This is a genomic window from Amycolatopsis sp. lyj-109 (assembly GCF_046548995.1).
Lineage (GTDB): Bacteria > Actinomycetota > Actinomycetes > Mycobacteriales > Pseudonocardiaceae > Amycolatopsis.
The window spans coordinates 286,370-299,218 of the sequence record NZ_JAJPWR010000003.1; the positions used below are offsets into that span (position 1 = coordinate 286,370).

Genomic DNA, 12,849 nt, shown 5'->3' on the forward strand with positions numbered 1-12,849 from the left:
TGCGCGAGCAGACACTTCGTGCTGCCGCGGGCGTCGCAGGAACCGGGGGACTACCGCGGCCGCGGTAGTCCGGAAATGCGCTCGCTGCGGGACTTCGCCGGGCGGGCCCGCGGTTAGGGTTCAGGGGTGAGCCGTGCGCAGGTCGTCGACGGGGTGATCGCCGCCGGGGTCGCGGCGGCCCTGGTGGTCGCCGGGCGGTCCGCGACGCACACGCCGGCGGACCTCGACGTCCTGGGGTACGCGGCCCTGGCGGCCGGTGGGCTGGCACTGGCCGCGCGCCGCCGGATGCCGGTCGCCGTGCTGGCCGCGACCGCGATCTGCGCGCTCGCGTACCAGGTCGCCGGCTTCGAAGTGCCCGTCGTCGCGTACCTCTTCGCCGTGTACGCCGCCGTCCGGGCGGGACACCGGATCGCCGCGATCGTGGCTTCGGTGCTGATGCTGGTCGCGCTTCCGCCGGCGCTGCTGGCTTCGGGCGTACCCGACACCGGCGCGGCGTTCACGCAGGCGCGGGACGTCCTCCAGCTGGCGTGGCTGATCGCCGCCGGGGCGGCGGGGGAGGCGTTGCGCCAGGCCGAGCGCCGGGCCGACGAAGCCGAGCGCACCCGCGAGGAAACCGCCCGGCGGCGCGCGGACGAGGAACGGCTGCACATCGCGCGGGAGCTGCACGATTCGCTCACCCACCAGATCTCCGTCATCAAGGTGCAGGCCGAAGTCGCCGTCCACCTGGCCCGCAAGCGAGGCGAAGAAGTACCCGAGGCGCTGCTGGCGATCCGCGAAGCCGGCCGCGAGGCGACCCGGGAACTGCGCGCGACCCTGGAGGCGCTGCGCGACGACGACCAGGACCCGCCGCGCGGGCTCGACGACGTCCCCGACCTCGTGCGCCGGGCCCGGACCACCGGCCTCGACGCACAGTTGACCGTCGAAGGCCCGCGTGACGCTGTGCCGGCTGCGGTCGGCCGGACCGCCTACCGGATCGTGCAGGAATCGCTGACCAACGTCGCCCGGCACGCCGCCGCGGCCACCGCGTCGGTCCGGATCGACCACCGGCCCGGCACACTGGTCATCCGGGTCGACGACGACGGAAAGGCCACAGTGGACACCGTGCCGGAGCCCGGCGTCGGCCTGCTGGGCATGCGCGAACGCGTCACCGCCCTCGGCGGCCGGCTCGAAGCCGCGCCCCGTCGCGAAGGCGGCTTCCGCGTCCAGGCCGAGCTTCCGGTGGACCCGGCGTGATCCGCGTCCTGCTGGCCGACGACCAGCCGCTCATCCGCAGCGGGTTCCGCGCGCTCCTCGACGTCGAGGACGACATCGAGGTGGTCGCCGAAGCCGGCGACGGCGGCGAGGCGGTGCGGCTCGCGCTGGCGCACCGGCCGGACATCGCGCTCGTCGACGTCCAGATGCCCGGCGTCGACGGCATCGAGGCGACCCGGCGCATCGCCGCGGACCCGGCGCTGGCCGCGGTGCACGTCGTCATCCTGACCAACTACGGCTTGGACGAGTACGTCTTCGAGGCGCTGCGCGCGGGCGCGGCCGGATTCCTCGTCAAGGACATCCAGCCGGAGGACTTCCTGCACGCGGTGCGCGTCGCGGCGCGCGGGGACGCCCTGCTGGCGCCGTCGATCACCCGCAAGCTGATCGACCGGTACGTGACCCAGCCGCTCGTGCCCGGTGCGGGGCTGGCGGAACTGACGAACCGGGAGCGCGAAGCCGTCACGCTCGTGGCGCGGGGGCTGGCCAACGAGGAGATCGCCGAACGGATGGTGATCAGCCCGCTGACCGCGAAGACGCACGTCAACCGGGCCATGATGAAGCTGCACGCCCGCGATCGGGCGCAGCTGGTGGTGTTCGCCTACGAGTCGGGATTGGTGGTGCCGCGGTGACGGTGGCCGAGCTGAAGGCCGCCCCGGACCGCCTGCAGTGGGCGATGAACACCTGCCTGGCGCAGATCGGGATCGAGCACGCCGGGTACCGGGCCCGGGCCGTCGCCGTCGGGGAGCGCCTGGAGGTGCTCAAGGACTACCCGACGCCGCCGAACTGCACCTCGCCGTTCACGCCCGTCCGGATCGCCGAGATGGTGCGCCGCCGACCGGGGCGGTGACCGGAACCCGTCAGGGTCGGCGGGCCGCGGCGAGCAGGGTGAGTGCGGCCTCGCGCGCGAGTTCGCCCGTGTGGGCGGGGTTGTGGTGGTCGGCCACGACGGTGGCGCCCTCGACGAGGATGAGCAGTTGCCGCGCGAGCCGGAGTGGGTCGGCGGCTCCGGCCCCCTCGGCGATCTCGGTGAGCAGGTCGAGGTAGCGGCCGAGGTGGCGTGCGGTGATGGCCCGGACCGGGTCGGTGTGGTGCTGGGCGGCGGCGTTGAGCAGGCCGCAGCCGCGGAATGCCGGCTCGTCGTACCAGCCCTGGAGGACGTCGAACAGGGCGATGAGCCGGCCGGCGGGATCCTCGCCGGCGGCCACGACCGCGTCGGTCAGCCGGCGGACGACTCGGTCGCTTCGTGCCTCGAGCACCGCTTGGACGAGCCCGTCCTTGCTGCCGAAGTGCCGGTAAAGCGTCTCCTTGGACACGCCCAGGCGGGTGCAGAGCTCGGCCACGCCGACGCCGTCGAGCCCGCGTTCGTACAAGACCCGGGTGGCCGCCTGCAGGATCGCGGCGCGGGTCCGCCCGGGGTCGATGGTGGAACCTTTGGAAACCGGCACAAGACGATGGTACCGATCGGTTCGATCAGTGTGCTAGCGTCCGGATCGAACTGATCGGTTCGATCTTCTGGGGTGTAGATGACGGCGGTGGGGCGGGCTGCGCGGCTGGCGCTCGGGACCGCGTCCGCGCTGGGGCTCGCGCGGTTCGCCTACGGCCTGCTCGTTCCGGCCATGCGAGACGACCTGGGGTGGACGTTGGCCGAGGCGGGATCGGTCGCCACCGCGAACGGGCTGGGCTACCTGGCCGGCGCGCTGGTGACGGCGGCCGTGGTGCGCCGGTGGGGTGCCGCCGCGGCGTTCCGCTGGGGCATGGTCGTCACGGCACTGGCGCTGGCCGGCACAGCGGGCGGCGACGACTTCGCGGTGCTGCTGGCCGTTCGGGCGGTGGCGGGGGCGAGCGGGGCGGTGGTGTTCATCGCCGGTGGGGTGATCGTGGCCCGCATGACCGCCGGCTCGAGCGCGCCCATCACGGTGTACTTCGCCGGCGCGGGGCTGGGGATCGTGCTCAGCGGCCTGACCGTCCCGGCACTGGCCGGGCACTGGCGGGTGGCGTGGCTCGCCCTGGGCGCCGCGGCCGGGCTGGCGGCCCTGGTCTCGTGGCGGGCGGCCGGATTCAACGACGAGCGGCCGCTGGATGCGGACGGCCGGGTGCGGGTGCGTCCACTGTGGCGGGTGGCCGTGGCGTACTTCCTCTTCGCGTCCGGCTACATCACCTACATCACCTTCCTGTCCGTGTACCTGGCCGACCGGCACGCACCCCTCGCGCAAGTGGTGCTCACGTGGACGGTGCTGGGTGCCGCCGTCATGGCGTCCCCCGTCGTGTGGAGCCGCCCGATCACACGCTGGCCCGGCACGCGTGCCCTGGCTGTCGTGCTCGGCGTGCTGGCCGGTAGCTCGGCGCCGGCACTGCTGTCTCCGTCGCCTGCGGTGGTGCTCGCCTCGGTGGCCGGCTACGGGGTGACCTTCATGGCGGTCCCGGCGGCCGTCACCGCGCACATCCGGACGGCCGTGCCGCCCGCCGACCGGACCGCCACCCTGGCCGCGTTCACCGCGCTCTTCGCCACGGGACAGACCGTGGGGCCGTGGCTGGCCGGCATCCTCGCCGACCACACCTCGACCGCCGCACCCCTGGCCTGGACCGCCGTCCTGTGCGGAGCGGCGGCCGTGGTGACCCTGACCCGATCCGACAACCACAAGGAGCACGCTCATGGCCACCTTCGTTCTCGTCCCCGGCATGTGCCACGGCGGCTGGTGCTTCGCCGGACTGACCGAGCAGCTGCGCGGGCACGGGCACGTCGTCCACCCGCTGACGCCGACCGGGATCGGTGAGCGCAGCCACCTCCTGCCCGGCGGGGTCAACCTCGACACGCACATCGAGGACGTGACCGCGCTGCTCACGGCCGAGGACGTTCGCGACGCCGTGCTGGTCGGCCACAGCTACGGCGGGATGGTGATCACCGGGGCCGCCGACCGCCTCCCCGAGCGCGTGGACAGCCTGGTGTACCTCGACGCCGTCGTGCCCGCGCACGGCGACTCCTGCTGGACACTGGTCTCCGAGCAGGAACGCCGGTGGTACCTCGACGTCGTCGACACCGGCTACGGTGTGCGCCCGCTGCCGTTCTTCGACCCGCGGGCCACCCCGCATCCGCTCGCTTCCCTGCTCCAGCCGCTGCGCCTGGCCGGCGACCCGGCCCGGTTCCGGCGCCGGGACTACGTCTACGCCGCCGGATGGGACGGCGAATCGCCGTTCACTCCCGTTTACCAGCGCCTGCGTGCGGATCCCGCGTGGACCACGCACGCCCTCGACGGCGGCCACAACCTCATGCGGGACGCGCCCGGCGAGCTGCTGAAGATCCTGCTCGCCGTGCCCGGTCAAGCTGGTGGAGTGTAGGTATTCGAACCCTGTCGTATTCCCCCGGCAGCTAAGCCAGTTTGAGTGGCGTCCTCGGCCTGGTTCGTCGGCCAAACTCCGACCGCGCACCGCAAGTCCATCGTTCGCCCGCCGGGATCTATCGGTGGGCAAGTGATCTGGAAGGCGCGACGCATCTGATGCTGCCGCTCAGGGTACGTCATTTGGATGAGGCTGTATTGGGCGGCGTGGTTGGTTCGAGCATGGATACTCTGCCGCACCACCTGAACCTCCGGTTGCAGCAGATACAACATCGTTGCATCCACCTCCAACAGTCCAGGTCAGCGACATGCCACTACCATCGCCGACCTCGCCGGAGAACCCTCTGACCAGTATGAACAGGAAGTATCAAACCCTGGCCAATGTTGCGTTCGATGCAATAAAGCCTAGTTGGCCGGGCGGCCCGCGCCCGCGTAGTCGTCGCCCTTCGAGTGGTACGTGTGGATCTGGATCGCCTGGCCCTCGGTCGGGGCGTTGATCATCAGGCCGTTGCCCAGGTACAGGCCGACGTGGTGGATGCGGGTCGCCGGATTTCCGTAGAACACCAGGTCGCCCAGGCGCGGCTCCTGCGCCGCGGGGACCGGCGGGAGCGCGCGGAACTGGCTGTCCGCCGTCCGCGGCAGGGCCACACCCGCGCTGTCGTACGACGCCTTCGTGAGGCCGGAACAGTCGAAGCCCGCCGCGCCCGCGTCGGGGCCGTTGCCGCCCCAGACGTACGGGAGGCCGAGCTGGCCGAGCGCGAACCGGGTCGCGCGGATCCGCGGGGAGTCCGCCGAGGCCGGGTCGAGGGACAGTGTCGCGTACAGCTGCGCCATGCCGAGCACGCGCTGGCGGAACAGTTCCGTCTCGCTGCCCGGGTGGTACGCCGCGATCGCCTTCCACCAGCCGGGGCCCGCGCCGAGGTCGGTGCCGCCCGCGCACAACGCCCGCCCGGCCGCGATCGGCGCGTCGGCGCCGTACCTCTTGGCCTGCGTAGCCGACAGCCCGAGGAGGTTGCCGCCGTCGCGGCCGTGGTTCGACGCCGCCGAGCCGACGCCGGCCAGGGTGACCCACGAAAGGTGGCACGACGGGTCTTCGCCGCGCAGCGCCAGTTCGCCGTTCGCGTAGCCGATCAGCGCGTCCGCGGGGATGTCGAGGGGGCCGGCCAGCTGCTCCGCCCACTGCCGCAGCGGGCTCTTGCCGCCCTGGCCGGACGCGCCCTGGCCCGGTTCCCGGGCCTTCACCGGTGCGCTGACTTCGAGGACCGACGGGCCCGACGCCGCGTCGCGCACCACCGGCGGGGGCGCCGGGGCGGCCGCGGGTTCCGGCGCCCTCTCGGCCAGCAGCCAGCCCGCCGTGACCAGACCCGCGACGAGCGGCAGCGCGACCAGGCCGCGCAGCGCAGCGCCGCGGGCCCAGGAGGTCGGCTTGGTCGTCACGGGGTCCAACTTAGAAGAGCACACCTCTTTGTGAACGAGTGAGTAGCTTGCACGTTAGGGGGACTCCCATATTGTGGGCACATGCCCGAGATCGACGCTGTCCGGCTCAGTGCGGCGCTTCAAGATCGTTACGCGAAGATCGACGTCGTCGAGCGCACCGGCTCCACCAACGCCGACCTGCGGAAAGCGCTCGAAGACGGCGCCGCGGACCGGACCGTCCTGCTCGCCGAAGAGCAGACCGCGGGGGTCGGCAGGCGGGCTCGGACGTGGAGCTCGCCCAAGGGGGCCGGGCTGTACCTGAGCGTCGCGCTCCGGCCGGGCGTCCCCTTCGCGGTGCTGGGTTCACTGTCCGTCGTCGCCGGGCTCGCCGTCCGGGCCGCCGCGGCGTCCGTCGGGGTGGACGCCGTGCTCAAGTGGCCCAACGACGTCCTCGTCGACGGCGCCAAGTGCGCCGGCATCCTCGCCGAAGCCGTGGCCGGGGACGACCCGTCGATCGTGCTCGGCATCGGCCTCAACGTCCTGCCGCTCGGCGACGTCCAGCCGGGCCCGGGCGGGCTGCCCGCGACGTCACTGGCCGAGCAGGGCGCCACGAACACCGACCGCACCGACGTCGCCATCGCGCTGCTCACCGGCTTCGCCGACCTCGAGCGGCGGTGGCGCCTCGCCGGCGGCGACCTCACCGAGGCCGGCCTGCTCGGCGACTACCGCGCCCACTGCGCGACCCTCGGCCAGGACGTCGAGGTGCAGCTGCCGGACGGGACGGCGCTGACCGGCCGCGCGGCCGACATCGACGCCGCCGGCCAGCTGCAGGTCGACGTGGCGGGCGGACAGCGGCACACTGTCTTCGCAGGTGACGTGGTCCACGTGCGTCCGGCCTGATTCTTCGGGGCGTTGCGCCCACCGCCTCCTCGCTCGCCGGTACGGTGAGACGACACCGCCGCACCGACCTTGGGAGCGTCCGCCGTGGCTTATCCGGACGATTTGCTCAGCGAGCAAGAGCACGTCGTGGTGCACAGTCACCCGCACTTCAAGATGCTGATCTTCCCCACGCTCGCGCTGCTGGTCACCCTGGGCGCGGGCACCTGGCTCGCGATCCTGGCCAAGGACGCGTCCGCGCCGTGGAACTCGGTCGGGCTGATCGCCGTCGCGGTCGTGGCGCTCGTGCTGGTCGTGTGGCTGTTCCTGGCGCCACTCGTGCGCTGGCGGACCACCCACTTCATCGTGACGACCGACCGGCTGATCGCCCGCGAGGGCGTCCTCAAGCGCACCGGCATCGACATCCCGATGGGCCGGATCAACAGCGTCCAGTTCGAGCACGGCCTGCTCGACCGGGTCTTCGGCTGCGGCACGCTCATCATCGAGTCGGCGTCGGACGAGCCGCTGCGCTTCGAGGACATCCCGCACGTCGAGAAGGTGCACACGGTCATCTACCGCGAGGTCAACGACAACCCGTACGACGACTACCGGCCGGGTGCGGGTGCTCCACCGCAGCCCCAACAGACCACGCCCCTGCCGCCCCAGGGCGGCGGGCGCCCGCCGCGCGGCGAGAGACGCCGCTGATGAGTACACGCGCACTGGGCCTGCCCGAGCGGGTCCCCTCGGCGGGAGAGCTGCCGGACCGGGTGACCATCTGGGAGGTCGGCCCGCGAGACGGGCTGCAGAACGAGAAGACGATCGTCCCGGTCGAGGTCAAGCTGGAATTCCTCGACCGCCTCGCGGGCGCCGGGCTCACCACGCTGGAAGCGACCAGCTTCGTCCACCCGAAATGGGTGCCGCAGCTGGCCGACGCCGAGCAGCTGCTGGCCCGCCTCGACCGCCGCGAAGGCGTCCGGTACCCGGTGCTGGTCCCGAACGAGAAAGGCCTGGACCGGGCCCTGGAAGCCGGCGTCCAGCACATCGCGATCTTCGCCAGCGCGACGGAGACGTTCGCGCGCAAGAACCTCAACTCATCGCTCGACGAACAGTTCGCGATGTTCGAGCCGGTCGTCACGCGGGCCCGGGAAGCGGGCCTGGACGTCCGCGGATACCTCTCCATGTGCTTCGGCGACCCCTGGGAAGGCGTCGTGCCGGCGAAGCAGGTCGCCACCGCCGGCCGCCGCCTGCTGGAGATGGGGTGCTCGCAACTTTCCCTGGGCGACACCATCGGCGTCGCCACGGCCGGCCAGGTCGAAACACTCATCGGGCTCTTCGGCGATGTCGGTACTTTGGCCGTGCACTTCCACGACACCTACGGCCAAGCTCTCGCGAACACGCTCGCGGCGCTCCGATGTGGAGTGTCGACTGTGGACTCTTCGGCGGGTGGGCTCGGCGGCTGCCCATACGCCGAATCGGCCACCGGGAACCTGGCGACCGAAGACCTCGTGTGGATGCTGGAGGGCCTCGGGGTGACCACCGGCGTCGACTTGGACGCGCTGGTGGCGGCCAGCGCGTGGATGGCGGGACAGCTCGGCCGCCCGAGCCCGTCCCGCGTGGTCGCAGCATTGAGCTGAGACATCCGGGGCTCCGCCCCGGGCCGGGGGCTCCGCCACCCGGAGCCCCCGGAAAACAACTGAGACATCCGGGGCCCCGCCCCGGGCCGGGGGCTCCGCCACCCGGAGCCCCCGGAAAACTAGCGACCTCGTCGCGCCCTGGGGGATGGGGTGCGGTATCAAGGGGGGCCGACAGCGCTGCGGCCGCGTCGAACAGCGTGTGCCCACCAGGCACCGACCGAGCCGGAGGATGGGTGTGACCGAGCCTTCCGAGGCGGGCTCCGAACCGGTCGAGGCCGACCTCGACACCGGGCCGGTGCAGCTGCCCGGGTACGGCCTGACGGATTCGGGCGCCTTCGAAGAGGCGCCGACCCCGCCCTCGGGCAACCCCGCGGCGTGGCCGCACGCGGTGTCGCCGCTGCTGCCGCCGTTCCCGCTGCCACCGGCACCACCGGCCCCGCCGACGCCGCCGCCGGCTCCGCTGCCCCCGCCGGTGGCCGGGCCGCCCCCGGTCGCGGGCCCGCCACCGAACCCGGGTTCGCCCGTGCCGCTGCCGCCGCTCGGCTCGCCGCGCACGGAGCGGGGAAGCGTCGTCGCGCTGTTCCTGGTGCACATGTTCCCGATCGGGCACCTGCCGGTGGCGATGGACAAGCCGGCGCGCCAGCTGCCGCTGCCCGACGACCCGGACGGCTTCGCGCCGAACGACCACCCGGACGCCCGGCTGATCTTCGACGACCAGGCCCTGACCAACGTCACCGCGGGCTTCCGCCGGTCACCGACCGCCCCGTCGCGGCCGGTGCCGCGGCACCTGAAAGAGGGGTACGTGCCGTACGCGCGGGCGACACAGGCCGTGTGGATCCGCCGGTTCGTCGTCGGGCACAGCGAGCTCGGCCCCGAGTACGCGTGGCCGCCGGGCGAGCAGTTCCCCGAATGCAGCGTGGACTGGCCCGAGCCGGTGATGGTCCCGGCCGACACGGTCCTCGACCGCTTCGGCCCGGCGTACGGGCGGGTGCTCTTCGCCGACGGGACGCCGTTCGCGGAACGCTCGCTGCCACCCGCGTTCCTGGACGCCGAGTACCGCCGGTACGTCGTGGTGCGCAAGGTGCCGATGTGGCGCTCGGAGACCGCGAACTGGTTCGGCCAGGTCGGTGGTGGCACCCGGTACCGTGCCCTGCTGGCGGCCGACGAACTGGTGACCCTCGGCTACCTCGCCGAGGCCAAGGGGGATGAGGACTGATGAACACCCAGTCGATCCAGCGGTGGCTCGGCGTGCTGGGCGTACCGCCGGAGGTCGTCTCGCTCGGCGCCGAGGTCGACAACGCCTGGTGCCTGATGCAGGGCGAGGACGAGGCGTGGGAAGTGTTCTGGCGCGAGCAGGGCAACCGCTACGACTGGGCCCGGTTCACCAGCGAACAGGTGGCGTGCCACTACCTCTTCGGCCGGCTGGCCTGGGCCCAGGTCGCCCGCGGCGCCGTCGGCCTGCTCCCCGGCTCCTGACCTGAAGGGGCACTTTTACGAGAAAGTGCCCCTTTCAGCGCTTGAGGATGGCCAGGGTCTCGTCGTGGAGGCGGCCGTTCGTCGAGAGCGCGCTGCCGTTGTCGTAGCGGCCGAGGCCGTCCAGGTCGCTGAACCGGCCACCGGCTTCGGTGACGATCACCTGCGCGGCCGCGACGTCCCACGGGTTGACGATGCACTCCGCCGCCACGTCGAGGGCGCCCTCGGCCACCAGCACGTGGTGCCAGAAGTCGCCGAACGCGCGGGTCTCCCAGCACGCGTCCACCAGGCCGAGGTACTTCTCGCGCGAGTGGTACTCGCTCCACGAGTTGAGGTCCGTTGTGGACAGATAGGCGTCCGAAAGGGACGAAACCTTCGAAACCGACAGTTTCCGGGTTCCGGCCGAGTCGCTCGAAAAGGCGCCGTCACCCGAAGCCGCCCACCAGCGGCGGCCCAGCAGGGGCGCGCTGATCAGGCCGACGACCGGATCGCCGTCCTCCACGAGGGCGATGAGGGTCGCCCAAACGGGTACTCCTCGGAGGAAGTTCTTCGTCCCGTCGATCGGGTCGAGCACCCACGCGCGGCCCGTCGCGGCCGAGCCGCCGCGCTCCTCGCCGAGCACCGCGTCGTCCGGGCGTTCCGCCGCCAGCAGGGCGCGGATCGCGTCCTCGACCGCGGTGTCGGCGTCGGTCACCGGGGTGCGGTCGGGCTTGCGCTCCACCGCCAGGTCCAGGGCGCGGAACCGCGCCGTCGTGATGGCGTCGGCGGCGTCGGCCAGCCGGGTGGCGAGAGCCAGATCATCTTCATAGCCAGGCACGGTCACGATGTTTTCACGCCCGCGAGCCGTAGAGTTGGCCAGGTGAGCATGGTCCTACTTGCCGAAGACGATCCGGCCATCGCCGAACCGCTCTCCCGCGCCCTCGAACGCGAGGGATACGAGATCCACGTCGTCACCGACGGCCCTTCGGTGCTCGACGCCACCGCCGCCCAGCGCGTCGATCTGCTCGTGCTGGATCTCGGCCTGCCCGGGATGGACGGTCTCGAGGTCTGCCGGCGCCTGCGCGCCGCCGGCACCGAGCTGCCCGTCCTGATGCTCACCGCCCGCACCGACGAGGTCGACTTCGTCGTCGGCCTGGACGCGGGCGCCGACGACTACGTCGCCAAGCCGTTCCGGCTCGCCGAGTTGCTCGCCCGGATCCGCGCGCTGCTGCGCCGCCGGGCGCCCGAGGTCCTGGAGGCCGGCGGGGTGCGGATGGACCTCGGCGCGCGGCTGGTCACCGTGGACAACCACGAGGTCCAGCTGGCGAACAAGGAGTTCGAGCTGCTGCGCGTGCTGATGACCCGGGCCGGGCAGGTCGTCAGCCGCGACGAAATCCTCGCCGAGGTCTGGAACGACCTCGAGTCGAAGACGTCCAAGACGCTCGACATGCACATGTCGTGGCTGCGGCGGAAGCTCGCCATCGCCGCCGACGAGGCCGCCGGGCGGACCAGCAAGACCCACGACGGCGAACGGCGGATCGCGACCGTCCGCGGCGTCGGCTTCCGCTTCAACGCCGAATAAGCCGTGCGCCGCCGCATCCTGCTGGCCATCCTGCTGGCCGTCGCCGTCACCGCGGCGGTCCTCGGCATCCCGCTGGGCATCGTGGCGAGCTGGCAGATCGAGTCGAGCTACCGCGAGACGCTCGCCGAGAACGCCCGTGCGGCGGCGGCGATCCTGGACACCGAAATCGCCAACGGCCAGGAGATCGACCTCGACCAGGTGCGCGCGGCGGTCCCGGCGAACGGATTGCTCAGCGTCCAGGTCCCCAACCAGCAGGAGAAGCGCTACGGTAACGACCCCGGTCCCGACACCGTCACCGAGACGGCCGACCTGGCCCGCGACGGCAAGGTGGCGATCGCCGTCGCGGCGGGCCCGATGCACGAGCGGCAGACGACGGTGACGCTGGTCGTCGTGCTGCTGGTGCTGCTGTCGATCGGCACCGGCGCGGTGGTGGCGATCGCGACCGCCAGACGGCTCGCGAAACCGCTGCGGCACGTCGCCGAACGCGCGGCCCGCCTCGGCGGCGGCGACTTCCGGCCCGACCCGAGCCGCTACGGCGTCGGCGAGCTCGACATGGTCGCCGAAGCACTGGACGCGTCCGGCACCGCGCTGGCCCAGCTCGTGCAGCGGGAGCGGCAGCTCGTCGGGGACGTTTCGCACCAGCTGCGCAGCCGGCTGACGGCGTTGCAGCTGCGGCTGGAACCGCTCACCGTGCACCCGGACGACGAGGTGGCCGACGAGTCGAAGGCGGCCCAGGAGCAGGCGGACCGGCTTGCCGAGGCACTGGACGAGCTGCTGGCGGCGGCCCGCGCGGCGCGTGAGGTCGGCGCGGAACCGGTGGACCTGCCGACCCAGCTGCCGGAAATGGCGCAGGAGTGGCGCGCGCTGCTCCGCGCGGAGGGCCGCAACCTGCGGACGCGCGTGGCGGACGGCCTGATGGCGCGGGCCACCCCTGGCCGGCTTCGCGAGGTCATCGGGGTGCTGCTGGACAACGCGCTGCGCCACGGCTCGGGCACGGTGACGCTCATCGGCCGCCGCGGCGACGCCGAGGGCACGGTGGTGATCGAGGTGAGCGACACGGGGCCCGGCGTGCCGGACGAGCTCGCGCCGCACATCTTCGAGCGAGGGTTTTCCGGCGGCGGCTCGACGGGGGTGGGCCTGGCGTTGGCGCGGGCCTTGGTCGAGGCCGACGGCGGCCGCCTGGAACTGTCGAACCGGCGTCCGGCGGTGTTCAGCCTGTTCTTGAAGGTGCCGCGGCCGAGCGACGTTCCGGAAGTGCGCTGGCCGGCCGAGCGCGTCCCGCGTTAGAAACCGCGGGACGCGG

General features: G+C 72.6%; 14 protein-coding genes and 1 pseudogene. 12 read left to right on the forward strand and 3 right to left on the reverse strand.

Going from position 1 to position 12,849, the window contains the following annotated elements:
* The first annotated feature begins 126 nt into the window (after positions 1–126).
* The 3 genes and pseudogenes from ACLJQF_RS08745 to ACLJQF_RS08755 form a co-directional block, all read left to right on the forward strand.
* Complete coding sequence (locus ACLJQF_RS08745; RefSeq protein ID WP_410607712.1) at positions 127–1,233, forward strand: histidine kinase; 1,107 nt, start codon at positions 127–129, stop codon at positions 1,231–1,233.
* Complete coding sequence (locus ACLJQF_RS08750) at positions 1,230–1,880, forward strand: response regulator (protein ID WP_410607713.1); 651 nt, start codon at positions 1,230–1,232, stop codon at positions 1,878–1,880. The genes ACLJQF_RS08745 and ACLJQF_RS08750 overlap by 4 nt, the downstream gene beginning before the upstream one ends.
* Positions 1,877–2,098: pseudogene (locus ACLJQF_RS08755) on the forward strand (DNA alkylation repair protein); the annotation flags it as partial. The gene ACLJQF_RS08750 and the pseudogene ACLJQF_RS08755, both read left to right, overlap by 4 nt.
* Before the next feature lie 10 nt (positions 2,099–2,108).
* Here the strand turns inward: ACLJQF_RS08755 and ACLJQF_RS08760 are convergent.
* Positions 2,109–2,696 (reverse strand): TetR/AcrR family transcriptional regulator, encoded by a 588-nt coding sequence (locus ACLJQF_RS08760; RefSeq protein WP_410607714.1) that lies wholly within the window; start codon positions 2,694–2,696, stop codon positions 2,109–2,111.
* 78 nt (positions 2,697–2,774) lie between these two features.
* On the opposite strand from ACLJQF_RS08760, the gene ACLJQF_RS08765 reads away from it, so the two are divergent.
* Together ACLJQF_RS08765 and ACLJQF_RS08770 are read left to right on the forward strand one after the other, a co-directional pair.
* Entirely contained in the window at positions 2,775–4,025 is a 1,251-nt protein-coding gene (locus tag ACLJQF_RS08765; protein ID WP_410607715.1) for a YbfB/YjiJ family MFS transporter, read from the forward strand.
* The gene (locus ACLJQF_RS08770) at positions 3,931–4,587 is read left to right on the forward strand and encodes an alpha/beta fold hydrolase (protein WP_410607932.1); all 657 of its coding nucleotides are present in this window, start codon (positions 3,931–3,933) and stop codon (positions 4,585–4,587) included. The genes ACLJQF_RS08765 and ACLJQF_RS08770 overlap by 95 nt, the downstream gene beginning before the upstream one ends.
* Positions 4,588–4,991: 404 nt before the next feature.
* On the opposite strand, the gene ACLJQF_RS08775 is transcribed toward ACLJQF_RS08770, so the two are convergent.
* Positions 4,992–6,023 (reverse strand): C40 family peptidase, encoded by a 1,032-nt coding sequence (locus tag ACLJQF_RS08775; protein ID WP_410607716.1) that lies wholly within the window; start codon positions 6,021–6,023, stop codon positions 4,992–4,994.
* A gap of 81 nt (positions 6,024–6,104) precedes the next feature.
* On the opposite strand from ACLJQF_RS08775, the gene ACLJQF_RS08780 reads away from it, so the two are divergent.
* The 5 genes from ACLJQF_RS08780 to ACLJQF_RS08800 all read left to right on the forward strand — a co-directional run bounded on the left by ACLJQF_RS08780 (position 6,105) and on the right by ACLJQF_RS08800 (position 9,988).
* A complete protein-coding gene (locus ACLJQF_RS08780; protein ID WP_410607717.1) occupies positions 6,105–6,902 on the forward strand; it encodes a biotin--[acetyl-CoA-carboxylase] ligase in 798 nt (265 codons plus the stop codon).
* An 84-nt stretch (positions 6,903–6,986) separates the two neighbouring features.
* Entirely contained in the window at positions 6,987–7,583 is a 597-nt protein-coding gene (locus ACLJQF_RS08785) for a PH domain-containing protein (protein WP_410607718.1), read from the forward strand.
* Positions 7,583–8,512, forward strand: a complete 930-nt coding sequence (locus tag ACLJQF_RS08790; RefSeq protein WP_410607719.1) for a hydroxymethylglutaryl-CoA lyase — start codon at positions 7,583–7,585, stop codon at positions 8,510–8,512. Before ACLJQF_RS08785 ends, ACLJQF_RS08790 begins: the two co-directional genes overlap by 1 nt.
* A gap of 229 nt (positions 8,513–8,741) precedes the next feature.
* The gene (locus tag ACLJQF_RS08795) at positions 8,742–9,728 is read left to right on the forward strand and encodes a TNT domain-containing protein (RefSeq protein ID WP_410607720.1); all 987 of its coding nucleotides are present in this window, start codon (positions 8,742–8,744) and stop codon (positions 9,726–9,728) included.
* The gene (locus tag ACLJQF_RS08800) at positions 9,728–9,988 is read left to right on the forward strand and encodes a hypothetical protein (protein ID WP_003105220.1); all 261 of its coding nucleotides are present in this window, start codon (positions 9,728–9,730) and stop codon (positions 9,986–9,988) included. The genes ACLJQF_RS08795 and ACLJQF_RS08800 overlap by 1 nt, the downstream gene beginning before the upstream one ends.
* 34 nt (positions 9,989–10,022) lie before the next feature.
* Here the strand turns inward: ACLJQF_RS08800 and hisN are convergent, their stop codons facing one another.
* The gene (gene hisN / locus ACLJQF_RS08805) at positions 10,023–10,808 is read right to left on the reverse strand and encodes a histidinol-phosphatase (RefSeq protein WP_410607721.1); all 786 of its coding nucleotides are present in this window, start codon (positions 10,806–10,808) and stop codon (positions 10,023–10,025) included.
* Positions 10,809–10,850: 42 nt separating this feature from the next.
* Here hisN and ACLJQF_RS08810 point away from each other — a divergent pair, with 42 nt between their 5' ends.
* Together ACLJQF_RS08810 and ACLJQF_RS08815 are read left to right on the forward strand one after the other, a co-directional pair.
* Positions 10,851–11,546 (forward strand): response regulator transcription factor, encoded by a 696-nt coding sequence (locus ACLJQF_RS08810; protein ID WP_410607933.1) that lies wholly within the window; start codon positions 10,851–10,853, stop codon positions 11,544–11,546.
* Between the two features lie 3 nt (positions 11,547–11,549).
* Complete coding sequence (locus ACLJQF_RS08815) at positions 11,550–12,833, forward strand: ATP-binding protein (protein ID WP_410607722.1); 1,284 nt, start codon at positions 11,550–11,552, stop codon at positions 12,831–12,833.
* The last annotated feature ends 16 nt before the right edge of the window (positions 12,834–12,849 follow it).